Annotated in this window: 25 protein-coding genes; 7 read left to right on the top strand and 18 right to left on the bottom strand. The window is 40.2% G+C overall.

What is annotated here, in order from left to right; translation table 11 throughout:
• Positions 1–17 precede the first annotated feature (17 nt).
• From QUE46_RS05625 to lipA, 4 genes are all read left to right on the top strand, one after another.
• The gene (locus QUE46_RS05625) at positions 18–1,178 is read left to right on the top strand and encodes a serine hydrolase (RefSeq protein WP_004585914.1); all 1,161 of its coding nucleotides are present in this window, start codon (positions 18–20) and stop codon (positions 1,176–1,178) included.
• A gap of 178 nt (positions 1,179–1,356) precedes the next feature.
• Complete coding sequence (gene ybeD / locus QUE46_RS05620; RefSeq protein WP_286246590.1) at positions 1,357–1,635, top strand: DUF493 family protein YbeD; 279 nt, start codon at positions 1,357–1,359, stop codon at positions 1,633–1,635.
• Positions 1,636–1,652: 17 nt separating this feature from the next.
• Positions 1,653–2,306 (top strand): lipoyl(octanoyl) transferase LipB, encoded by a 654-nt coding sequence (lipB, locus tag QUE46_RS05615; RefSeq protein WP_286246588.1) that lies wholly within the window; start codon positions 1,653–1,655, stop codon positions 2,304–2,306.
• The gene (gene lipA / locus QUE46_RS05610) at positions 2,303–3,268 is read left to right on the top strand and encodes a lipoyl synthase (protein ID WP_286246586.1); all 966 of its coding nucleotides are present in this window, start codon (positions 2,303–2,305) and stop codon (positions 3,266–3,268) included. Before lipB ends, lipA begins: the two co-directional genes overlap by 4 nt.
• 75 nt (positions 3,269–3,343) lie before the next feature.
• Here the strand turns inward: lipA and QUE46_RS05605 are convergent, their stop codons facing one another.
• The gene (locus QUE46_RS05605; protein ID WP_286246585.1) at positions 3,344–4,621 is read right to left on the bottom strand and encodes a VCBS domain-containing protein; all 1,278 of its coding nucleotides are present in this window, start codon (positions 4,619–4,621) and stop codon (positions 3,344–3,346) included.
• Positions 4,622–4,822: 201 nt separating this feature from the next.
• Between QUE46_RS05605 and QUE46_RS05600 the strand changes: the two genes are divergently transcribed.
• A complete protein-coding gene (locus tag QUE46_RS05600; protein WP_286246583.1) occupies positions 4,823–5,062 on the top strand; it encodes an RNA-binding protein in 240 nt (79 codons plus the stop codon).
• 58 nt (positions 5,063–5,120) lie between these two features.
• Here the strand turns inward: QUE46_RS05600 and QUE46_RS05595 are convergent, their stop codons facing one another.
• Complete coding sequence (locus tag QUE46_RS05595; protein WP_286246581.1) at positions 5,121–5,714, bottom strand: TetR/AcrR family transcriptional regulator; 594 nt, start codon at positions 5,712–5,714, stop codon at positions 5,121–5,123.
• Between the two features lie 182 nt (positions 5,715–5,896).
• Here QUE46_RS05595 and QUE46_RS05590 point away from each other — a divergent pair, with 182 nt between their 5' ends.
• Positions 5,897–6,931, top strand: coding sequence for an MBL fold metallo-hydrolase (locus QUE46_RS05590; RefSeq protein WP_286246579.1), 1,035 nt, complete (start codon positions 5,897–5,899; stop codon positions 6,929–6,931).
• Between the two features lie 12 nt (positions 6,932–6,943).
• On the opposite strand, the gene QUE46_RS05585 is transcribed toward QUE46_RS05590, so the two are convergent.
• Positions 6,944–7,093 (bottom strand): hypothetical protein, encoded by a 150-nt coding sequence (locus QUE46_RS05585; protein ID WP_286246577.1) that lies wholly within the window; start codon positions 7,091–7,093, stop codon positions 6,944–6,946.
• Positions 7,094–7,248: 155 nt separating this feature from the next.
• On the opposite strand from QUE46_RS05585, the gene QUE46_RS05580 reads away from it, so the two are divergent.
• Positions 7,249–8,871 (top strand): M28 family metallopeptidase, encoded by a 1,623-nt coding sequence (locus tag QUE46_RS05580; RefSeq protein ID WP_286246576.1) that lies wholly within the window; start codon positions 7,249–7,251, stop codon positions 8,869–8,871.
• Between the two features lie 52 nt (positions 8,872–8,923).
• Here QUE46_RS05580 and QUE46_RS05575 read toward each other — a convergent pair whose 3' ends face one another.
• The 15 genes from QUE46_RS05575 to QUE46_RS05505 form a co-directional block, all read right to left on the bottom strand.
• Complete coding sequence (locus tag QUE46_RS05575; protein WP_286246573.1) at positions 8,924–9,868, bottom strand: EAL-associated domain-containing protein; 945 nt, start codon at positions 9,866–9,868, stop codon at positions 8,924–8,926.
• A gap of 380 nt (positions 9,869–10,248) precedes the next feature.
• Positions 10,249–10,446 carry a hypothetical protein gene (locus tag QUE46_RS05570; protein ID WP_286246571.1) on the bottom strand — a complete coding sequence of 66 codons (198 nt, stop codon included), beginning with the start codon at positions 10,444–10,446 and terminating at the stop codon, positions 10,249–10,251.
• Between the two features lie 167 nt (positions 10,447–10,613).
• The gene (locus tag QUE46_RS05565) at positions 10,614–10,826 is read right to left on the bottom strand and encodes a calmodulin (protein ID WP_286246570.1); all 213 of its coding nucleotides are present in this window, start codon (positions 10,824–10,826) and stop codon (positions 10,614–10,616) included.
• A gap of 152 nt (positions 10,827–10,978) precedes the next feature.
• Complete coding sequence (locus tag QUE46_RS05560; RefSeq protein WP_286246569.1) at positions 10,979–11,191, bottom strand: calmodulin; 213 nt, start codon at positions 11,189–11,191, stop codon at positions 10,979–10,981.
• 977 nt (positions 11,192–12,168) lie between these two features.
• A complete protein-coding gene (locus QUE46_RS05555) occupies positions 12,169–12,384 on the bottom strand; it encodes a TIGR02450 family Trp-rich protein (RefSeq protein ID WP_286246568.1) in 216 nt (71 codons plus the stop codon).
• A gap of 97 nt (positions 12,385–12,481) precedes the next feature.
• Positions 12,482–12,832, bottom strand: coding sequence for a cupredoxin domain-containing protein (locus tag QUE46_RS05550; protein ID WP_286246567.1), 351 nt, complete (start codon positions 12,830–12,832; stop codon positions 12,482–12,484).
• A gap of 10 nt (positions 12,833–12,842) precedes the next feature.
• Entirely contained in the window at positions 12,843–15,086 is a 2,244-nt protein-coding gene (locus QUE46_RS05545) for a heavy metal translocating P-type ATPase (protein ID WP_286246565.1), read from the bottom strand.
• Positions 15,083–15,520, bottom strand: coding sequence for a MerR family transcriptional regulator (locus QUE46_RS05540; RefSeq protein ID WP_286246563.1), 438 nt, complete (start codon positions 15,518–15,520; stop codon positions 15,083–15,085). The genes QUE46_RS05545 and QUE46_RS05540 overlap by 4 nt, the downstream gene beginning before the upstream one ends.
• 155 nt (positions 15,521–15,675) lie before the next feature.
• Complete coding sequence (locus QUE46_RS05535) at positions 15,676–16,173, bottom strand: DUF2059 domain-containing protein (RefSeq protein ID WP_286246561.1); 498 nt, start codon at positions 16,171–16,173, stop codon at positions 15,676–15,678.
• A 99-nt stretch (positions 16,174–16,272) separates the two neighbouring features.
• Complete coding sequence (locus tag QUE46_RS05530; protein ID WP_286246559.1) at positions 16,273–16,605, bottom strand: Na+/H+ antiporter subunit G; 333 nt, start codon at positions 16,603–16,605, stop codon at positions 16,273–16,275.
• 9 nt (positions 16,606–16,614) lie between these two features.
• A complete protein-coding gene (locus QUE46_RS05525) occupies positions 16,615–16,884 on the bottom strand; it encodes a K+/H+ antiporter subunit F (RefSeq protein WP_013464545.1) in 270 nt (89 codons plus the stop codon).
• Positions 16,878–17,414: a Na+/H+ antiporter subunit E gene (locus QUE46_RS05520; protein WP_286246557.1), complete on the bottom strand. Its 537-nt coding sequence runs from the start codon at positions 17,412–17,414 to the stop codon at positions 16,878–16,880. The genes QUE46_RS05525 and QUE46_RS05520 overlap by 7 nt, the downstream gene beginning before the upstream one ends.
• Positions 17,414–18,931: a monovalent cation/H+ antiporter subunit D gene (locus tag QUE46_RS05515; protein ID WP_286246556.1), complete on the bottom strand. Its 1,518-nt coding sequence runs from the start codon at positions 18,929–18,931 to the stop codon at positions 17,414–17,416. Before QUE46_RS05515 ends, QUE46_RS05520 begins: the two co-directional genes overlap by 1 nt.
• Positions 18,928–19,281, bottom strand: coding sequence for a Na+/H+ antiporter subunit C (locus QUE46_RS05510; protein ID WP_286246555.1), 354 nt, complete (start codon positions 19,279–19,281; stop codon positions 18,928–18,930). The genes QUE46_RS05515 and QUE46_RS05510 overlap by 4 nt, the downstream gene beginning before the upstream one ends.
• A complete protein-coding gene (locus tag QUE46_RS05505) occupies positions 19,281–22,073 on the bottom strand; it encodes a monovalent cation/H+ antiporter subunit A (protein ID WP_286246554.1) in 2,793 nt (930 codons plus the stop codon). The genes QUE46_RS05510 and QUE46_RS05505 overlap by 1 nt, the downstream gene beginning before the upstream one ends.
• Positions 22,074–22,271 lie beyond the last annotated feature (198 nt).

Raw genomic sequence — 22,271 nt, 5'->3', positions numbered from 1 at the left:
AACCATTAATGAGTATGATGAAATCAATTAAACATAAAATCCTCAAAGGTGTATGCGGCTTAGTTTGCACAGCCGCCGTATTTTCAGCCAGCGCCCAAATCATTCCGGCACCACCTCAAATTAATGCAAAAGGTTATTTTTTAGTAGACTTTACAACGGGTAAAGTAATTGCCGAAGGCGAAGCTGATACAAAGCTAGCCCCAGCAAGCTTAACTAAAATGATGACCAGTTATGTAATTGGTACCGAAATTAACGCCGGTAATATTGCACCAACCGATATGGTTACAGTAAGCGAAAAAGCCTGGGCTAAAAACTTCCCTGAGTCGTCAAAAATGTTTATTGAAGTAGGTAAGCAAATAAGTGTTGATGAGCTTAACCACGGTATTATTATTCAATCAGGTAATGATGCGTGCGTAGCCATGGCTGAGCACATTGCAGGTAGCGAAAGCGCCTTTGCTGATTTAATGAATGCCCATGCTGCTAAATTAGGCATGAGTAACAGCCACTTTATTAACAGCCACGGCCTAGATACAGACGAGCATTACACTACCCCACGTGATATGGCAACGCTCGGCGCTGCTCTTATTCGTGATGTACCAGATGAGTACGCACTTTATAAACAAAAGTCATTTACTTACAACGGTATTAAGCAATATAACCGTAACTCTTTGTTATGGGATGAAAGCCTAGATGTTGATGGCATTAAAACGGGTCATACATCAGAAGCAGGATACAGCTTAGTAACGTCTGCAACTAAAAACGACATGCGTTTAATTGCCGTTGTTATGGGCACATCAAGCGAACGCGCACGTAAAGTAGAAAGCAAAAAACTACTTAACTACGGCTTTCGCTTTTTTGAAACAATAACACCTTACAAAGCTGGCGATAGCTTTGCAGAGCAACGCATTTGGATGGGTAACAAAGAAAACGTATCGTTAGGTATTTTAGAAGATACGCCAATTACTATTCCACGTGGCCAACATAAAAACCTTAAAGCTAACTTTGAGCTAGACAACACACTTGAAGCACCATTAGCGAAAGGCACTAAAGTAGGTACTTTATTTTTACAACTAGAGGGCGAAGACATTGCACAATACCCACTAGTTACACTCGAAGAAGTGGAAGAAGGCAGCTTCTTTAGCAAAATTTACGACTACTTACGTTTACAAATTATGTAAACGTAAAAATAACCCCACAGTCGTTGGGTTGTTTAACAAAGCGCCTCTGTTATGAGGCGTTTTTTTTTGCTTGAAAAATGCTAGAATGCGCCCCATATATGCAGGATTACCAAAACCTGTCAGTTCACGCTTAGCGTTTTCGCATACAGCCAACACTTTTGTTTGAGGAGTCACCGTCGTGGTTCAACCTGTTAAAGATACTAAATTTGATGAGTACTTAGAGTACCCATGTCCGTTCACGTTTAAAGTTATGGGTTTAGCAAACGTAAACTTAACGGAGCAAATTTTAGCTAAATTACAACCTATTGCACCGGGTGACTACGCACCAAAAGTTAAGCCTAGCAGTAAAGGTAATTATGAGTCTGTAACCCTTGTAGCAACTGTTACTAGCGGCAAACACATTGAAGAAATTTACAACGTGATCAGCAGCATTGATGACGTACGCCACATGCTTTAAATGCGGGTAACTCTGTTTTGATAGAAAACACCTTAATAGTTCGCCAACTTGGGCGTCAGCGTTATATGCCAATTTGGCAAAAAATGCAGGCTTATACCGATACCCGTGATGAAAATTCGCCAGACGAAATTTGGCTCGTTGAACACGACAGCGTTTTTACCCAAGGCCAAGCTGGTAAAGATGAGCATTTACTCGCCCCTGGTGACATAGAAGTCATTAAAGTAGACCGTGGTGGGCAAGTTACTTACCACGGCCCCGGCCAACAAATGATGTATGTATTATTTAACTTGCGCCGCTTAAAAATTGGTGTACGTGAACTTGTTACTTGGCTTGAAGAGTGCATCATTGAATCGCTTGCTGAATACGACATTGATGCTTACGCAAAAGCTGATGCACCCGGTGTTTACGTTAACGACAGTAAAATTGCATCATTAGGATTACGTGTTCGTCGTGGTTGCTCGTTTCATGGATTAGCATTAAATGTTAACATGGACTTAAGCCCGTTTTTACGCATCAACCCGTGTGGTTATGCTGGCATGAACATGGTGCAAACGAAAGAATTAAACGGCCCTCAAAACTTAGCGCAAGCAGGTGAAGGGCTGGTAAAACACATGATAAAGAAGCTTAATGCAACACAGGTTAAGCATACTGAAGGGTTTGAAAACGAATGAATAAACCAGTCAAAATGGAACCAGGTGTAAAACTACGCGACGCAGAAAAAATGGCGTTGATCCCCGTTAAAGTTTTACCTACAGAAAAAACTGAAATGTTGCGCAAGCCCGAGTGGCTTAAAATTCGCTTACCAAAATCTACTGAGCGTATTGATGGTATAAAACAAGCTATGCGTAAGCACGGCTTACACTCAGTATGTGAAGAGGCCTCGTGCCCTAACCTTTCTGAGTGTTTTAACCACGGTACTGCTACCTTTATGATTTTAGGTGCTATTTGTACTCGTCGTTGCCCATTTTGTGATGTTGCCCATGGTCGCCCATTAAAACCTGATGCAGCAGAGCCTGAGAAGCTTGCACTAACAATTAAAGACATGAAGCTTAGCTACGTGGTGATTACCTCGGTTGACCGTGATGATTTACGTGATGGCGGCGCACAGCATTTTGCCGATTGTATTCGCGAAATCCGTAAGCACAACCCAACCATTACCATCGAAATTTTAGTGCCAGATTTTCGTGGTCGTATGGACCGTGCTCTTGAAATTTTAATTGAGACACCACCTGATGTGTTTAACCACAACTTAGAAACAGCGCCGCGTTTGTACAAGCTTGCGCGCCCGGGTGCCGACTACAAATGGTCATTAGAGTTACTTCGTCGCTTTAAAGAAGCGCACCCAGAGGTAAAAACTAAATCTGGCTTAATGGTTGGCCTAGGTGAAGAAATTAGCGAAATAGAAGAAGTACTTCGCGACTTACGTGCCCATAACGTTGATATGCTTACTGTTGGCCAATACTTACAGCCTTCTAAGCATCACTTGCCAGTTAAACGTTACGTGCCACCAGCGGAGTTTGATGCACTAAAAGCCTACGCTGATGAGATTGGCTTTACGCATGCTGCCTCTGGCCCATTTGTTCGTTCGAGCTATCACGCTGACCAACAGGCTGCAGGTAAAGAAGTAAAATAATTACTTTTTAAAACGCATTTAAAAAGCCCTTAGCAATTAAATTGCTAAGGGCTTTTTTTCATACTGAATTATAAATCACTGCGCTAAAACGCCTTTTTTAATCACAAAATCAGCAAACCGTACCTGCTCTTCTTCAGCGCGAAGGCTATCGGTTTCGACTATTGAACGATAGATACCCCATTTAGGACGGGCAAAGTCATCATCGCTAAAGCCACGCCACATATCTATGTTTTGCTCGCTAATGCTAAATAGCTCTTCGTTGTCACTTAAGCGCCTTAGGGTCATTTCAAATTGCCCCGCTTCACTAAAAGTGGCTTGTACGAATACTGCTACCCATTCATCAGTAATAAGTGACCAGTCAGTTTCGATCAAGTTTTTATCAAGCCCCGTGCTGTTACCGTTTTCGTCAAAGCCTGCGCTATAACGTACTTGCAACTGATCACCTGTACTGTTTTTTTGTGCCCCAGAGAGCGTAATAATAGGCTGGTCGTCGTTGCCATTGGTATTATCGTTGCTGTCATTGCGAGCTTTTATTTGAAAAAAATGACTGAATTTACTACTTAGCTCAAGTTCGCTAGAGACTTTAAACTTCCAATAGTACTGTACTGTTTCGTCTTTAAACGCAAGTGTTGCTGCGGGTGATTTGTCATATGATTTAATTTCGTTGCGCTGGCGGTCGGTTGCGCCTTTGTCTTTATCTTGGTCTTCATCGCGATGCGCTAAAAATACAAAGTGGTTACCTACTATTGAGTCAGTATCTTCAATAATATGCACAACATCTTGATGATTTCCGCTGTACATATCAGGTGATTCTATTGACCCTTCTCCAAACACATTTTCAATTAAGTTATAGGCGCTTAGTCCTATGTTTTCGCCATCGGCATTGAGGGTTGTTTCTTCTGTTGCTGTAAAATCATCACCCCGTGCAGTGCCTATAATGCTGATAGACACTTTCGCTTCGGTGCCATCTGCCGATGCGACGGTTATTTCATCAAGTAAGGTTTCATTTTCGTTTAGCGCACTCACAGCAGCATGGTCGCTATTAAGCATATATGACCAATTTCCTTCCTCAGTTAAGCTAAATAAACCATAAGCTGTCGTGGTATTGGTTTGTATGTTAAAGACTGCTTCGCTGGCTTGTGCGTCGGTTATAGATAACTCTCCTGTTATTGCAATATCACGAGTGTTTTCAATACTTACAGCCATTTCACCACTAATTACTGCCGCGCTCTGTGCTACTACCAATGCATTAACAGGCTCACTTTTTGACCCTGAGCTACCGCAACCAACAACTGAAATACTCAAAAAACAAACAGAAGAAATAGTTAAAACACGCAAGTCAAATTTCGACATAAACAACCAACTCAAGTTAATGGTAAGTAAATAAAGTAAAATATAACTTACCAATTATTTGTTATAATAACTAGATCTTTATTACCAGTATGGTTTTATATTTGTTAGCTGAGCTATTTGTGAAAAACAACTTTAAATAAAATTAGGTTAAAGCCAGGTTACTTGAGATAATCTTCAGCGAACCCCTTATTTAGGTTATATATGAAATTATTAGTTCGTAATTTGTCTCGCGCTACCACAGAGCAAGGCCTTCGCACATTATTTGCAGCACATGGTAAAGTAACAACCTGTAACCTAGTGCTTGATAAAGACACTGGTTTATCAAAAGGTTTTGCCTTTGTAGAAATGCCAAACGACATAGAAAGTAGAAGTGCTATTAAAGCACTTAACCAATTAAGCGTTGATAAAAGCAAAATTCGCGTAAAATACGCAGATGAGTAATTAGCTACTTGCTATAGATGATTAAAACCAGCTCTTTGCTGGTTTTTTACTCTTAAGATTAAGCTTTATACTTAGCCAAAAATAAGCTGACTGTTTGCTCAATAACTTTATTATTTTGCTGCTCTGTTACTGTTTCAAACCCATAAAGTAGTGGATAAAATACAAAGGCCTTTAATTGATAAACAAACTGCTTAGCAGCTGTATCTAGCTCATCCCCCTTTAAAGCACCTGCTGTTTTTGCTTGCTTTAAAAAGTCTTCTAAATAAGTCATACACCCTATATTATTGTTACTTAAAGACTTTGCTAATTCGGGGCGTTGTAGCATCTGCATAAAAGCAATTTTGGCTAGTCGTAAAAAATCAGGCTCGGTAAGCATTGCTACTTCTTGCTCAGCAATAGTAACAAGCTGCTGCTCAATCGACTCATCGGCATTATAGTGAATAATCTCTCCATAATTAATTTTAGCTAACATATCGTTCAGGATCGCTTCAAATAACTCATCCTTAGTTGCAAAATGATTATATACAGTACGTTTTGAGGCGCCTGCTTTAGCTGCAATTTGATCCATACTAGTGTGCTCTACACCATTTTCAAAAAACAACTGCTCTGTCGCTTGAAGTATATCTATGCGTTTTTTTTCTGATAATTTCATAATGAGATCTGCAATTATTAATAGCTACATTCTAACTAAACAATAAAAAAATGCACTGCATAGTTTACTTTTTATCAAAATAATGAAAAACTACACTCATTAGTTTACTTTAAGGTTTTACGATGACATTTATAAAATGGTTCGTTGTGATCATAGCCATCATTGTTTTTGGGGGTTGTAGCGTGAATAAACAAATAGTTGCGCAAGGTGTTAATGAAACACCTAATGTAGATAACTACGAAAATGGTAAATTTCATAACCATAAACAGGTTGAACCCAATAGCTTAAAAAAAACACTTGGGATTTTAGGGCGTTACATAACAGAAAAACGCACCAATATTACACCTAAAGAGCCCATAGAAATTAAAAGCGTAACAGCAAAAGTACTTAATAACTTGAACAATGATACTGTACATGTAGTTAAACTTGGCCACTCTAGCGTGCTTTTAAAAGTACATGGTGAATACTGGTTACTCGATCCGGTATTTAGTGAACGCGCATCACCTTTTTCTTTTTTAGGACCAAAACGCTTTTCTAAATTGCCTATAAGTATTAGCGAACTCCCACCTATTGATAAAGTGCTTATTTCGCACAACCATTACGATCACCTTGATAAATCAGCTATTAAAAAGCTGGCTGCAAAAACTAAAGAGTTTTATGTACCCCTTGGTGTAGATAGTGATTTAGTTAAGTGGGGAGTGAATGAAAGTAAAATTAGCACATTTAACTGGTGGCAAGAGCTACAAACCGAGCATGCATTAGTCGCCTTTACCCCGACTCAACATTTTTCGGGACGTGGATTAAGTGATGCAAACAACACACTTTGGGGTTCGTGGGTAATTAAAACCGCGCAACAAAGTGTTTATTTTAGTGGTGACTCGGGTTACTTTGCAGGCTTTAAAGAAATTGGCAATAAGTATGGTCCTTTTGATTTAACACTTATTGAAACCGGTGCCTACGACAAAGATTGGGCCGATATTCACATGACACCCGAGCAGTCGGTACAAGCACACCTAGATCTGAAAGGTAAAATTATGGTGCCTATTCATAACGGTACATTTGATTTAGCATTTCATAGCTGGATAGATCCACTTGAGCGTGTAACAACATCGAGCGCAGCTAAAAATGTGGCATTAAGTACGCCACAGTTTGGGCAAATATTTAACGTAAGCGATAACCCCATAAACACCCAGTGGTGGTTACAACCTACTAAATAAGTAAAGCGGCTATTAAGCCGCTTTTTTTATAGTGAGCGTTCCTAATACAACAAAGGCTGCCGCTAGGGTAAAAAACATAGCTTGTTGAGCAAATAAAGCTGCTACAAAAAATACACCGCCGCTGCCTAAGAATAAGAGTCCGCTTTTTTTAGTTTGGTTCATTGTGTGTGCTCCATTTATTGTTGTTGATTATTTATACACCCCACACCAAATATTTTCAATTTTTCAAAAATAGAACAGGCAAAGTGATAAATATTCGACTCAAATTAGTGCATCCTTTATATTAAAAGCCAATTTTAAAAACTATTCAGAAAACTATGGCATCATCTCTTTTAAAAAGCGCTAGCTTAAGCTTGCTAGTTGCTCTCTTTGGTTGCTCTGAACCTGCAAGCGAGCATTCTTCTTTAGAAAATACCCCGGGCGTTAGCCTAAATAACGTAAAACAGCATATAAAAACGCTTGCCTCTGATGACTTTCAAGGGCGCGGCCCACTTACCCATGGTGAAGTAAAAACCGTGGGTTACTTGAGCGAGCAATACGAAGCTATGGGTTTAGCTGGGGCGTATAATGGCAAGTATTTACAGCCAGTAAAAATGGCCATGGTCACAGCTAATCAAAATATGCAATTACAGGTGGGCGACTTAAAGTTTAAAGCAGGTAAAGATTTTACCGCCCGTACAGAGCAATTACAGCCACTAATTGATGTGCGAAACTCTGACATTGTATTTGTGGGTTACGGTATTAATGCCCCCGAATACAATTGGAACGATTATGAAAACATTAATGTTAAAGGTAAAACCGTTATTGTATTGGTAAACGACCCTGGCTTTGCTACACAAAACGATGCGTTATTTACAGGTAACGCTATGACCTACTACGGTCGTTGGACTTACAAATACGAAGAAGCCGCACGCCAGGGTGCCAAAGCGGTATTTATTGTGCACGAAACTGCCCCTGCAGCTTACCCTTGGGGCGTGGTTGAAAGTTCAAACACAGGGACTAAATACACCCTAATGGACAATAACCTAAACGCTTCTAAGCTCCCAGTTATGGGCTGGCTAACACTTAATACTACTGAGAAAATTTTTAATGCAGCCCAGCTCAACTATCAAAATTTAAAACAAAAGGCTTTAAGGGATGACTTTAAAGCCACAGCGCTTAATTTAACAGCCAACCTTTCATTTAAAAACGAAGTATCGCATGCCAAATCACATAACGTAGTTGCGCAAATTACAGGAAGCGACGCCCCAAATGAGTACGTGGTAATAGGCGCTCATTGGGATCATTTTGGTACCAAGCAAACCGACAGTGGCCCTAAAATTTATAACGGCGCAGTAGATAATGCTTCTGGCACAGCGGCCACACTTGAAATTGCCCGCATTATGAATCAAATCCATGAGCAAACACCGTTTAAGCGCTCTATTTTATTTGCTAATTTTACCGCTGAAGAGACTGGCCTCATTGGCTCGCAAGAGTTTGCAACCGGTGGCGTTGTGCCCACTAAACAAATGGTCGCTCTGTTAAATATTGACGGAATGAACGTGCTAGATGGCACTGATTACATTTTGCAATACGGTAAAGATTTATCCACCCTAGAAAACTACCTAGCAAACGCGGCAAAAGCACAAGGTCGTGTTGTTAAAATAGACCCTCGCCCGCAAAACGGTTTGTTTTTTAGATCAGATCATTTTTCTTTAGCTAAGCAAGGTGTGCCTAGTTTATTATTTATGAGCCTTGGCGATACCGACCCTGATTACATTGCGCATAAATACCATAAAGAAGCCGACGATTACTCCCCGCAGTGGTCATTAGGTGGCGTAAAGCAAGACATAGAGCTTATTGTTGATATAGCCACACAGCTTGCTAACAATGGCGATTGGCCTACATGGACGAGTGACTCAGACTTTAAAGCAAAGCGCGAGCAAGATAAGGCGCATTAGTAAGCAATGTTTAAAGCTAAATAGCAATTATACCAATTGCATTAAAATCCTCCTACTTGGAGGATTTTAATTTTGAGCGCGCCCGCATTAGTAAGGTTTCGGCTTTGGCGCCTAAATACACATAAATAGCCAAGGCTATTAAAAGCCCTACCACCGCAAGCATCATCGCAATAGCCGGTAATAAGTATTCAGCTTGCCCGAGCGCCGCTTTAAACATGGTTAATAGCGCCTCAATAGATATTGCAATGAGCACGGTAGATATAAATCGGGTAATTGTGCGCCGTGTAGAAGAGTGCCTAAATATATCTTTGTGCATTAAAATCTCTTCTTCGAGAATGGTTTTTCCTAAATCAAATACGGCTAGCGCTAAAGTAATATATATAATAATGCTAAAAGGCTCGAGGGGATCAGACGCTGAGTCAAAATGGGTTAATAATGCATATATATCGTTAAATACTATGCTCAGTAAAAAAAGTACCAAAGTAAATAAACACGCCACAATCACCCCATAACCCGCCTTAAAATAAGGCGAAATACCGGCACGCGCGCTGTCTCCCATTACAAACTCAATTAACTGGGTTAAACATACGTCTAACACTAAATAATGCTGCTGGTTAATTGGCTTTTTTAGCTCTTTAATAGCCGAAATACATAAATGATTAGTTGCGATAGAAATATACGGATCGGTAAAACACACCGTATCGGTTTGTATAGATTGTAAAAAGTAAGGGCGCTCACTTAAATCTTGCTGATTACCTTGCTCTGCTAATTTTTTATAGGCACGCTTAAAGCACACATTATTGCCTTGCTGAAGCCCAGATTCATTTAAACAATATTGCAACTCTAAAAAGGGATATTGCTTTACTAAAAAACGCGTATCTCGATTTTTGTTCAGCCCATCTTCCATACTCATTAAAATAGAGTCAAGCAAGCTGTGTATTACATGCTCATACTCATGGTAGCGCTCAACGCTACTTATATAACTCATTCGCGCCATAATTGTGTACTCACTCAGTTGCTATAGCATTAACTAAGCAAGTTTAAAACCAAGTATAAAAAGTGTTTCTATTCATAAGCTTAAAATTTTAACTTACGCTCATTTGCACCTACTTGGTGAAAAAGCAGTTATGTCTGCGCCACGCACAAAAAAAGCAGCTAAGTAAATGTTACTTAACTGCTTTGTGAGTATGATTTGGTAAACTTTATAACTGATATTAGGCTATCACCACTGCTACCTAAACGATTAACGATAACTTTAAAACGTGCTGTAAATTTAGGTAAAAAGCAATACCGAGTCAGTATACTTACTACGACTTATACAAACTTTGTAGTTAAGAAATAAGAAGTCCTTTTCTGAGATCCATAAGGGGAAACTGGTTATTTATATTCAAAAAAATCGTTTTCAGTTAGGCCATTTTGCGCGCTTACTGGTAGATGCTGCTTAGCGGCTTGTACGTCACTAGGTTGATTAACCTCAGCACTATTATTTTTAGATGGCTCTAATTCAGCATTTGCTAATACCATTGACGATGAAACCACAGTGGCAGCAACTAAGAGTGTTTTTAGCTTTTTCATAATGTAATCCTTCAGCGTAATGCAGCTAACTAATAACCTAGCTGGTATAAATTTGCTCTGTGGTGCTTGCTAGTCACATCCTTGTTATTCTTTTTAATAGGCTCCCTTGCCTATTTAGGTTGTCTTGGGCAACTCAGAATTTAGCTAAACCACAGAGCATTAATTGTTTACGCTTGTGAAAACTCAGCCTTCGACAGCTCATTGTTTCCATCAGTATCCAACTGCGTAAATTGTTTCATTAAATCGGCATCTACCGATGCTTCTGCTTGGCTAATTGCGCCATTGCCATCAACATCTAAAGTGTCAAAGTCGGTACCTGCAAAAGCAGTGCTAGATGATGCAAATGCCATTACGGCCAGGATTGAATTTAACGTTTTCATAAAATACTCCTTCACTCTACGTTATATATAGGGTGCCCTGTGTATTACACTGTCCTTGTTATTCTTTATAGTAAGCTCCCTTGCCTACTTAGGTTGTCTTTGGCAACTCAGAATTAACGTGTCACTGGGCGTTAACTTCTCAAAGCACTCACTTATGCTTTGTCGAACTCACTCTTAGATAGTTCACCGTTTTTGTCAGTATCAAGTTTTGTAAACTGACTCATTAGTTCAGCATCAGCAGATGCTTCTAATGGGCTTAATGCGCCACTGCCATCTTTATCGAGTGTGTCAAAATCTGTTACTGCAAAAGCCGCTGATGAAGAGGCTAAAGCCATTAATACCAATGTTGATTGTGCCTTTTTCATAATGAAATCCTTCATAGGGTTAGGTGATTTAGCCATATGGCCTTGATCACGTTTTGCTTAATACAACCTAGTATTACAACTTCAATGCCAGCTTGAATTAAACATTTAAAATCAACAGCTTAAACATTAAAATTAATAATCATGCCCTTTTGGCCAACTAATTTTGTTGCTCTTTAGCAACAGCGCGTTACACCAATTGAAATATACACAGTAAATCAGTTACTTATAAATAATTAAAAAGACACATTTAGGGGAGCAGCTATCTAAAAGTACAAATTTGATGGTTTTGAGAATAAACTGAATCTGAACAGAAAAATAAATGAGGTTACAAGGGCGAACTTTAAAAACCTAAAACACTGAAAATAATACACTTTTAAATTATTTTAAAAATATTTATAAATAATTTTAATAGCAAATTAAAAAAATAGGATTTTGTTGCCAAATGGCGAATTAACTTTAAGGTGTAGCGCTTTAAAGGAGGGATTTAAAACCGTGTTCGCTATTAACACTATGGAAGTTTTGAGCTGTGCGCCTTTATAAATGCTAAGGCCACCGATAAATGCCTTTACTCAGTGGCCCTAGGGCGTGTTGAACTTTGCGGATTGAAATTTGTTCAATCTAGGGGCGATCAAATCGCGGCGCGAGGTTTGTAACCTAGTGGGCTCGATAACTGCTCCTGCGTTATTCTAATGACTTACATCCATGTAAGAATAAGTAAAAACCGAGCAAAGCTTCCGCGTCCTGCTCACGCCCCTTACCTACATCCATGTAGGCAACAAAGAGTTTATCGCCCCTAGGCGGAACCCAAAGGGCAGCGCATGTTTGGCATTTATGCTACGTTATCGCCTATTTATGGGGAATAACCACACTTCATAGGCTCTGCCTTGCCTAAAAACCAAACATACTGCTGCAAATTCAAACGCCAAAGGTCAACACGCCCTAGTTATACAAAAAATAAAAAGTTGAATCGATAGAGGCTATTTCCAGCCTTGTTGCCATTTTTGAGTGTCTTTTAAATCGCGCCAGCTAATTGGGTATTGGTTTTTAGAAAATACCGACTCGGTAATACATTCAATTACATTACCCTCTTCATCGTATTCAACTTCGACAACAATAAAGTGTTTTTCTTTATTAATTGCTGGTGTAGCGGTCCATTTACTATTGAGTAATTTTTTAGGGTTTAATTTATTCATAACTTTAAATAATCGTTTTTTTAATAATACGGCCTAACCCACTGTTTAGCTCAACATAAAATTAGGTCGTATTAATATTATTTCACCAGCGTACTGGTTACTCCGCGATTAACTTACCTTTATACATTTTCATTTGGCAATGAAAGTCGTATTCACCTGTTTTAAGCTCAGGCAAAGTGATTTTATTACTCCCCATTGCAAGGCTTTCACTTACATCAAGCTGCGGGAACACCACCGTTTCTGCGCACGGTGCGCTGTCTTTTCTATCAAATGTAAGTGTGACTTTTTTATTGGCCGCCACCTTTATATGACTTGGTTGATAAACGCCATTATCTACCACTATGGTTTGCTTATTATCATTACTGTGTATTTGCTTTGGCTTATAAAGCCAAAACCAGTAAATAATAGCCACTATTAATACTGCACCAAGTAAATTTATCATCAACATTATTAACTCCTTAGCGCTTGTTCGGTTTATAAAAACGTAAGCGATTGGCATTGGTGACTACTGTCAGTGATGAAAGCGCCATAGCTGCGCCCGCCACTACTGGGTTTAGTAGCACACCAATAAACGGATACAGCACACCGGCTGCAATAGGAATACCCGCAACGTTATAAATAAAGGCACCAAACAAGTTTTGTTTAATGTTTTTAATTGTTGCGCTGCTAATGGCAATAGCATCGGCAAGACCATGCAGTGAGCCACGCATTAAGGTAATATCGGCGCTTTCTATGGCTACATCTGTACCTGTGCCAATTGCAAAACCGACATCTGCTTTAGCAAGCGCGGGGGCATCATTGATCCCATCTCCCGTCATACCTACAATTTCGCCTTGCTGCTGGCGTTTAGTAACTTCGTTTACCTTATCCTCTGGCAACACCTCTGCAATAAAATCATCAATACCGACTTTTTTAGCCACAGCGTGTGCAGTCGCCTTGTTATCGCCAGTTAGCATTACAAGATGAATACCTTTATTTTGCAGGCGCTTAATTGCCTGTACTGAGTCTTCTTTTAGCGGATCCGCCACCGCGATTAAGGCCATTAGTTGATTATTACAGGCAAAGTACATCGGGGTTTTTGCATCATTTGCAAAGGTATGTGCTTGCTCAGTGGCGTCATCAACTGCAATCTTGTATTTATCCATAAGCGCTTTATTGCCAAATAACACTGTTTGCCCATTCACCACTCCACTTACACCTTTACCGGTAATCGCATCAAAGTCGGTAACTTTACTCAAGGTTACGTTTTGTTTTTTAGCGTACTGTGTAATCGCCTCTGCAAGAGGATGCTCAGAGCTATTCTCTAGGCTTGCAACTAATTGCATTAAGTTATTTTCATCTGCGTTATTAAACGTGACAACATCTGTTACCTGTGGTGCACCTTGGGTGATAGTGCCGGTTTTATCTAAAATCATGGTGGTAATTTTAGAGGTAGTTTGCAGTGACTCGCCATTGCGAATTAATATGCCAAACTCGGCGGCTTTACCAATCCCCACCATTACCGACATAGGCGTTGCCAAACCCAGCGCACATGGGCATGCAATAATCAGCACGGTGGTTAATGCTACCACCGCATAAGCAATGGAAGGCGCTGGGCCAAAATTTAGCCATGCAAGGGCTGCTAGAATCGCAATTATCATTACTGTGGGCACAAATATGCCCGATATAACATCGGCTAACCGCCCTATTGAAGGCTTAGAGTTTTGCGCGCGTTTTACCATATTAATAATGTTGGCAAGGGTTGTTTCTTGGCCTATATGTGTGGCTTCAAATAATAATGTGCCGCTTTTATTAATGCTGCCTGCAACTACTTTATCGCCAGCTTGCTTACTCACTGGCATAGGCTCTCCCGTGAGCATAGACTCATCTAGTCTGCTGCTACCTTCGAGCACATCACCATCTACCGGGATTTTTTCGCCTGGCCGTACCCGTACATGGTCGCCCTTTTCAACATCACTTATGTCTATATCTTGCTCTTTGCCGTCGCGTATTACACGGGCTGTTTTTGCTTGTAGCCCAATTAAACGCTTAATGGCCTGCGAAGTACGCCCACGCGCTTTCACTTCAAAAGCCAGGCCTAAACTAATTAACCCGATTATCATTGAAGAAGCTTCAAAATAAACGTGCCTTGCAACCTCAGGTAGTAAGCTAGGCGCAAGTACAACACACATTGAATATAACCACGCAGTGCCCGTTCCCAAAGCAATAAGCGTATCCATGTTAGCACCATGATTTTTAAATGATTGCCATGCGCCTTTATAAAATTGCTTACCTGCTACAGCCATAACCATAAACGTGATAATACCAACCACACCCCAAGCTATACGCTGGTTAGTGGTTGTCACGCTCATATCAAAAATAAGCCCATAAATCATAAGCGGCACGCCAACACCTAAAGCTAGCAGCATGTTACGCATTAGCTTTTTATAATGTGCCTCGTCTGACTTGGCTTTTTCATCAAGCGCATCTTGCTCTGATGTGTTATCCATAGGTTTTGCGCCGTAACCTATATTTTCAACGGCGCTAATTAATGTACTTTGCTGCGCACTGCCCTCTACGCGTACGGTGCGATCAGCAAAGTTCATTTCTACATTGTTTGCGCCTTGCACACTATTGAGGGCTTTTTCTATTTTGGCAACACAACTGCCACAATTTGCACCTTCAATAATAAAGTTTTGCTCTGTTGTTTTACTGCTACTCATTGCATACCTCCGCTTTTATTTGGCTCAACAAGTGGGTCAACAAACGTCTCTATTAAGCTACACACATCACTTGCAACAGCGCCATCAGCTGATGTTTCCCACTGTTTTAACGCCGCTTGCATACGCACTCGTAATTTAAGGGTTTCTTGAAACAAGGCTTCGGTTTCTTCTAAACGTTTTGCAATAATTTGCCGCGTAAGTGGGCATGGGCAGTGCCCTTGCTCTGACTCACCAATGATATGTTGTATATCTTTGAGGGAAAACCCGAGCTTTCGGGCGCTTATAATAAACTGTAAACGTTGGCGGTCTGCTTTTGTATATTCTTGATAGCCGTTACTTTGGCTACGTATGGGCGTTAAAAGGCCTATTCGTGTGTAGTGACGAACTGTATCAGGCGTTACACCCATTAATTCAGCTAATTGCTTAACGTACATAATTTAGCCCCTTTAATGTTTAGAGCTCAATTGTAAACCTATGTGTGACACACAGGTCAAGAGAGGGGAGCATTAAAGCATAACTTAAATTTACTGGAGCTGATAAAATAAAAGCGCGCTAATGAGCGCGCTTAAAAAGAGGCAGAGTAGAGAGGTTAATTTTCTTGTTGGCGAGAGGCTTTTAACTCTTCACTTAGTTCACCCGCTATTTCTTGAATTTTTGGCATTGCATCTTGCACTAAGCTTTGTGACATTTGCATAGACTCTTGCATTACTACAGGCATTTTTTCGAGAATTTTTTGCCCTGTTTCAGTTTTATAAAACGCCAGCATGTCGGCAATTTCTTGCTCGTTAAAATGTTTGTCGTATACGTTAACCATCATCGGCTGCATTTTTTTCCAGCTCATTTCGGTTTTAAGTACGTTGGTCATATCTGCGTAGTATTTATCAAAAATAGCTTGCTCAGAGGGCTTAACACCCATTTGCGCAGACATGTTTTTCATCATGCCCTCAACTTGCCCGTACATAGAGTCAACCATAGCATCCATGTTCATTACGTTAATTAGCTCATCTATTTTTTGCTGCTTAGTTGCTTCGTCAGCCAATACGCTGCCAGAAAATATAAGTAACGAAAGTAATAGTGCCTTAGCCATTGTTATGTCCTTAAATATAAAAAGTAAGACCATATTCACATGATTAATACTAATCTGCAATAATACTTAATTAAGCGAAATGGTATAAATATCCTATGGCTAATCGTCTTCTACGTTATCAAGCCCTTTAGTGCCTTCTTTAGCTTTAAGCTTATGATGAATTGCTGACTTTATTAACATATAGCCACTAATAGGGGCAGTAATTAATAAAAACACGGTGATCAATATTTCTTTAACACTAAAACCTTGCCCAGAATTAGCAAAAAACACCATTGCCGCAATAAGTATGCTGGCCATGCCTAAAGTTGTTGCCTTAGTTGGTCCATGCAAACGCATGTAAAAGTCAGGCAATTTAATTAACCCTAATGAACCAATTAAAATAAACAGCCCGCCAAACAATAATAATATAGATACAACCCATTCGCTTATCATTAAAAAATCCTATTCAATTATATCGCCACGTAGCAAATACTTACATACAGCAACAGTACTAATAAAACCGAGCATAGCTATTAGTAATGCAGCTTCAAAGTACAAACCAGTACCCATACTAATACTGTACAAAATAATTAATGCTATAACATTAATATACATCGTATCGAGTGCCAAAATACGGTCCGGCACCGACGGACCAATAATAAGTCGCCATAAATTTAGTAATAGCGATAAGCCAATCATAGAAAAAACAATGAGTAATACAGTATCTAGCATTGAAAAATCTCCTTTAGGGGAGCTTCGTAGCGTTGTTTAATTTGTTTAATAAGTGCCTCTTCATCTTTTAAATCAAGCACATGTATAAGTAAATAACGCTGTTTAGGCTTTTCGCCTTCGCCCAGTGACTCAGGAATAGGATATACCTCGGCACTTACTGTACCAGGTGTAAGAGATACACAACTGGCAAGAATTGTAATGGGCATATCGTGTATTAAATCTATTGGCACTTTAACAAAAGCAGGACGTAACTTTTTAGCTGGACCAACTATTAATAAGGCGACCTGTAAATTAGCAATGACTATATCGTAAAGTACAATGAGTAGTTGTTTTAATGCTAAACCTGGCTTTAGTATTAAGGGTTGCGGGTCGCGTAATGAAACACTTAATAACGGTATAAATATCGCAAAAAACGTAGCTAATACTATATGCCCTGCTGATACACTATTATTGAGCAACAACCAAATTAAAAATAAAAACAAACTACGAAACGGCGTTGGCAACCAACGATAACGGGCTTGTAACCTCATTACTTACCTCCCTGCATGACTGCGTTAATGCCACCACTTATATCATGCAATTGCGTAGCAGCGCTGACCATGTATTCGCTTATTGGCCCGCCAAAAACAACTAACAAAGGTGAGCACGCAAGTAGCCCTACAATTATCATCACCTGTAATGGGTGGGCATTTTCGCCCTCGGCGCTTTCTACTTTATTACCTTTTCTTTCCCAAAACATACTTGTGCCAGCACGAGAAAGTGCAACTAATAAAACAAAGCTAGCAATTAAATAGACAGGCCAAAAAAGTAAGGCTTGCTCGCTATTTAAGGTTGTTTTGAGGATCCAAACTTTTCCAACAAACCCCGATAGCGGCGGCATACCTACCACGGTTAATGCCGCAATGACAAAACATGCCCCTAGTAAATAAGGTTGGTTTACGGCTCGCCCGGCAACAAGTCTATCCCCTACCTTGCCCCTTTGTGTGGCAATTAAATCAGCTAATAAAAATAGTGCAGCACTGACTAATGTGGAGTGTACTAAATAATAAAGCAGTGCAGCTGTTGCCGTTACGTTTTGCAGTGCAATTAGAGCGACTAACGTCCCTACTGATACAACAACTAAATTTGCCGTTAACTTACGTAAATCTTGCGCAGCCATTACGCCAATTGCACCAACCACTATAGTAGCAATGGCTAAGCCCCATAACCACGATTGCGCCATATGTTCAAGCTCACCGGCTTGCTCACCAAAAATAACGGTATAAACGCGCAGCATGGCGTATACCCCCACTTTGGTCATAATAGCAAATAAAGCGGCAACCACAGGCTTTGCACTGGCATAAGTATTTGGTAGCCACAAGTGCAAAGGGAGCAATGCGGCTTTTAAAGCAAATACAACTAACAGCAGTAAGCCGCCAGCCTTTGCCAAATAGACGTCATCGCCTGTTAACAAGGCAACTTTTTGCGTCATATCAGCAATGTTTAATGTACCCAGCACGCCGTATAAAATACCTAAACCAATTAAAAATACGCTCGAGCCAACCAAATTTAATATTACGTATTGGAGGGCTGCACGGGTATTTTGTTTATCTCCGGCATGCATAAGTAGTGAATATGAGGCAATCAACAGCACCTCAAAAAATACAAATACATTAAATAAGTCACCGGTTAAAAATGCCCCATTAACACCTAATATTAAAAAATGAACTAATGGATGAAAAAAGTTTCCTTTTGCATCATCGCCCGCACAACCATATAAAACGACTCCCATTCCTAAAAAGGATGTAAGTGCAACCAATAAAGTAGAAAGCATATCGGCAACCAGCACTATGCCAAAAGGAGCAGACCAATTACCAATAGCGTATACATTAATACCACTGTTATATACTTGGATTAATAGCAATGCACTGACAATAAATGTGATGACCGCCATAATTGATGAGGCAATACGGCGAATACGTAAACTTTTACCACAGGGTGGCAAAAGCAGTATTACCGCTGCCAGCATAGGTAATAAAATAGGCAAAGAGGTTAAATGTTGAATCATCTTTGCTCCTTGCTATCGGCTGCGCTTTTGATGATTTGCCCATCAACATGGTCGCTACCTAAATCAGCTCTACCACGTATAGCTAAAATAACCACAAACGCAGTCATAGCAAACCCTATTACTATTGCAGTAAGTACTAGTGCTTGCGGTAAAGGATCGGCATATTCAGCCCCTGTACCAAGCACAACTGCTTTGTTTATGGTTAAGCGACCCGCAGAAAACAAAAATAAGTTAACGGCATAGGAGATCATAGTAAGCCCAAGCACTACCGGAAACGTACGGGCTCTTAGCAGCAGAAACACACCGCAACTAATTAATACACCAACGCAAGATGCGTACAATAGCTCCATTAAATATTTACCTCTTTTTTCTGGGTATCTGCTGTCATGTTGCCAAGGCTTGCTAATATCATTAACGTGGCTCCAACCACGGTTAAATAAACGCCCAAATCAAACACAATTGCACTTGCAAGTTCTGTTTTGCCGATAAATGGGATATCGAAATAATCAAACCACGTAGTTAAAAACGGTCTATCAAAGAACCAACTACCGACCCCTGTAAACAAGGCAATACCGATACCTGATGCAATAATTTTCCGATAGTTGACTGCAAAGCGCTCGCTTATCCAAGCTGAGCCATGAGCCATGTACTGCAATATAAAAGCAATTGATGTTACTAAACCTGCAATAAAACCACCGCCAGGTAAGTTATGTCCACGTAAGAAAATATAAGCCGACACTAATAAGGCAAGCGGTAATAAGCTATGCGAAATACTGGCAAGTAGTATAGGATGGCGTTCGCGTGCCCATGGGCGCCCTTCGCCATCACTTGCAGGCATAAACAATGGAATACGAGAAAGCACTTTAAATATACCCAACGCTGCAATACCCAATACGGTAATTTCGCCTAGCGTGTCAAAGCCCCTAAAATCAACCAAAATAACGTTTACTACATTGGTACCGCCACCACCTGTTTTGGCATTGGCTATGAAAAAATCTGATATCGACTCGAGTGGGCGTGTAAGTAATGCATAACATATACTTGCCACTACAATACCGAGTGTTGAGGCGATTCCTAAATCTCTCAGTACTCTTAACGAGCTAGACTCTTTGGGCGTATGCTGTGGTAAGAAAAACAACGCCAACATTAATAAAATAACGGTTGCTACTTCTACCGTTAATTGCGTAAGCGCTAAGTCGGGCGCAGAAAAACGAGTAAATGCCACCGACACCATGAGCCCTACAATAGAAATCATTAGTAACGCAACTACACGAGAGCGATGCCAAATTACGGTGGCTAATGCACCAATAATTAATAAGCCAGCGCCAATTGCGTTGTGAACATCAACAGGTGTGCTCGCCATCGTGCCAGCTAATGCTTGCATTTCAAATAAAGGCCAGCCCGCACATAACAATACAACACCTAGCATAATCACCAAGTAGCGCTGCAAGGAACCATTTTCGATATGATTAATTTTTGATTGGCACCAAGAAATAACGGATAACACCGCTCGCTCAAATGTTTTTTTAGCATTAAAAGGCGGTAAAGATGCCTGAAATTGAAATAAGTATTTGCGGTTGATGTAAATAAATAACCCGCCTGCTACTGCCATTGCACTCATGAGTAATGGCAGGTTAAACCCATGCCATAAAGCCACTACATACTCCGGCATAGCTTTACCAAGCACAGCCGAAGAAGCAGCCGATAAAATGCCCCCAACAATAAAGTGCGGGAAAATACCAACAAGTAAACAAATGACAACTAATATCTCTATTGGAACGCGCATATAGCGCGGCGGCTCATGTGGAGTTTTTGGTAAATCGATTGGGTCACCGTTAAAAAATACATCGTGTATAAAGCGTGCCGAATAAGCGACTGAAAATGCGCCTGCAATTGTTGCCAGCACAGGAATGAGCCACGACATAGAGCCAAGCACTTGCTGATGTAAAGTTTCGGCAAAAAACATTTCTTTAGACAAAAAGCCATTAAGCAAGGGCACGCCTGCCATCGAGGCTGCCGCGACCATTGCAAGGGTCGCGGTATAGGGTAAAAATCGCCACATGCCATTTAGTTTTCGCATATCACGCGTACCGGTTTCATGATCAATGATACCGGTTGCCATAAATAAAGACGCTTTAAAGGTAGCGTGGTTAATAATATGAAAAATAGCGGCCACGGTCGCAAGTTCTGTATCAAGGCCTAACAACAAGGTAATTAAGCCCAAATGGCTGATGGTAGAATAAGCTAGCAACCCTTTTAAATCGTGTTTAAATAACGCGATATAAGCACCCGTTAATAACGTAGTTAACCCCGTTAAACCGACTAAAATAAACCACGTATCGGTGCCCGATAACGCAGGGTAAAAACGCGCAAGTAAAAAGATACCTGCTTTAACCATAGTGGCCGAGTGTAAATAGGCACTAACAGGCGTAGGGGCAGCCATTGCATGCGGCAACCAAAAATGAAATGGAAATTGTGCAGACTTTGTGAATGCCCCTAGCAACACAAGTACTAACGCAACCTCGTATAAATCGTGAGACTGGATAATAGCTTTGCTCGCTAAAATAGTATCAAGGTTATAACTTCCTACAATATCACCAAGTAAAATTAACCCTGCAAGTAACGCTAACCCTCCGGCTCCGGTAACTGCAAGTGCCATACGCGCACCTTTTCGGGCTTCAGATTTTTGCCACCAAAAACTAATCAGTAAAAATGAGCTTATACTGGTTAATTCCCAAAATAACCATAGCTGTATAACGTTATTCGACATAACAATGCCCAACATGGCCGTCATAAATAACATTAAGTAGCTATAAAGCTTTGGCATTGAATCATTGGCACTTAAGTAGTAACGCGTATACAAAATAACAAGTAAACCTATGCCCAAAATCATGAACATAAACAGTAAACTAAGACCATCTAAGCGAAGAGATAAATCAAGTCCAAGTGTGGGGATCCACGACAATGTATAACGAATTGTTTCGCCCGCTAAAACCGCAGGTGCATGGTAAAGTGTAATTCCTAACGCAGCCAAAGGAGCAAGGGCTGTTAAACCCGCGCTTTGGTTTCGCGTTAGTTTACCTGTGCATGCAGAAATAACACTGCCAATTAAGGATAACAAGGGTATCCAGAGCAAAGTCATAATGTAGGGCCTTTTATTATCATAAGTTTATCAGGGCATCCCTTTTTTGGTGACTTAAAGATGCTTTTACTACCTGTTTTTAAACGACATTAATACGTATAGTTATACTGAAAAACACAGTTTTTGTCTACGAAAAGCGGATCTGTATGGGGGTTTTTTAAGCACTATTTAACATATCATTAAGCCTTATTTAATTAT

Origin of the sequence: Pseudoalteromonas sp. MM1 (genome assembly GCF_030296835.1) — a bacterium.
Lineage (GTDB): Bacteria > Pseudomonadota > Gammaproteobacteria > Enterobacterales > Alteromonadaceae > Pseudoalteromonas.
This window is presented reverse-complemented; position numbering and strand designations above follow the sequence as displayed.

Excerpts from the sequence above, each read along its gene's own strand:
- QUE46_RS05625 (WP_004585914.1), top strand. The coding sequence starts at position 18 with ATGAAATCAATTAAACATAAAATCCTCAAAGGTGTATGCGGCTTAGTT.
- lipA (WP_286246586.1), top strand. The coding sequence starts at position 2,303 with ATGAATAAACCAGTCAAAATGGAACCAGGTGTAAAACTACGCGACGCA.
- QUE46_RS05605 (WP_286246585.1), bottom strand. The coding sequence starts at position 4,621 with ATGTCGAAATTTGACTTGCGTGTTTTAACTATTTCTTCTGTTTGTTTT.
- QUE46_RS05600 (WP_286246583.1), top strand. The coding sequence starts at position 4,823 with ATGAAATTATTAGTTCGTAATTTGTCTCGCGCTACCACAGAGCAAGGC.
- QUE46_RS05595 (WP_286246581.1), bottom strand. The coding sequence starts at position 5,714 with ATGAAATTATCAGAAAAAAAACGCATAGATATACTTCAAGCGACAGAG.
- QUE46_RS05585 (WP_286246577.1), bottom strand. The coding sequence starts at position 7,093 with ATGAACCAAACTAAAAAAAGCGGACTCTTATTCTTAGGCAGCGGCGGT.
- QUE46_RS05580 (WP_286246576.1), top strand. The coding sequence starts at position 7,249 with ATGGCATCATCTCTTTTAAAAAGCGCTAGCTTAAGCTTGCTAGTTGCT.
- QUE46_RS05575 (WP_286246573.1), bottom strand. The coding sequence starts at position 9,868 with ATGGCGCGAATGAGTTATATAAGTAGCGTTGAGCGCTACCATGAGTAT.
- QUE46_RS05570 (WP_286246571.1), bottom strand. The coding sequence starts at position 10,446 with ATGAAAAAGCTAAAAACACTCTTAGTTGCTGCCACTGTGGTTTCATCG.
- QUE46_RS05565 (WP_286246570.1), bottom strand. The coding sequence starts at position 10,826 with ATGAAAACGTTAAATTCAATCCTGGCCGTAATGGCATTTGCATCATCT.
- QUE46_RS05560 (WP_286246569.1), bottom strand. The coding sequence starts at position 11,191 with ATGAAAAAGGCACAATCAACATTGGTATTAATGGCTTTAGCCTCTTCA.
- QUE46_RS05555 (WP_286246568.1), bottom strand. The coding sequence starts at position 12,384 with ATGAATAAATTAAACCCTAAAAAATTACTCAATAGTAAATGGACCGCT.
- QUE46_RS05550 (WP_286246567.1), bottom strand. The coding sequence starts at position 12,832 with ATGTTGATGATAAATTTACTTGGTGCAGTATTAATAGTGGCTATTATT.
- QUE46_RS05545 (WP_286246565.1), bottom strand. The coding sequence starts at position 15,086 with ATGAGTAGCAGTAAAACAACAGAGCAAAACTTTATTATTGAAGGTGCA.
- QUE46_RS05540 (WP_286246563.1), bottom strand. The coding sequence starts at position 15,520 with ATGTACGTTAAGCAATTAGCTGAATTAATGGGTGTAACGCCTGATACA.
- QUE46_RS05535 (WP_286246561.1), bottom strand. The coding sequence starts at position 16,173 with ATGGCTAAGGCACTATTACTTTCGTTACTTATATTTTCTGGCAGCGTA.
- QUE46_RS05530 (WP_286246559.1), bottom strand. The coding sequence starts at position 16,605 with ATGATAAGCGAATGGGTTGTATCTATATTATTATTGTTTGGCGGGCTG.
- QUE46_RS05525 (WP_013464545.1), bottom strand. The coding sequence starts at position 16,884 with ATGCTAGATACTGTATTACTCATTGTTTTTTCTATGATTGGCTTATCG.
- QUE46_RS05520 (WP_286246557.1), bottom strand. The coding sequence starts at position 17,414 with ATGAGGTTACAAGCCCGTTATCGTTGGTTGCCAACGCCGTTTCGTAGT.
- QUE46_RS05515 (WP_286246556.1), bottom strand. The coding sequence starts at position 18,931 with ATGATTCAACATTTAACCTCTTTGCCTATTTTATTACCTATGCTGGCA.
- QUE46_RS05510 (WP_286246555.1), bottom strand. The coding sequence starts at position 19,281 with ATGGAGCTATTGTACGCATCTTGCGTTGGTGTATTAATTAGTTGCGGT.
- QUE46_RS05505 (WP_286246554.1), bottom strand. The coding sequence starts at position 22,073 with ATGACTTTGCTCTGGATACCCTTGTTATCCTTAATTGGCAGTGTTATT.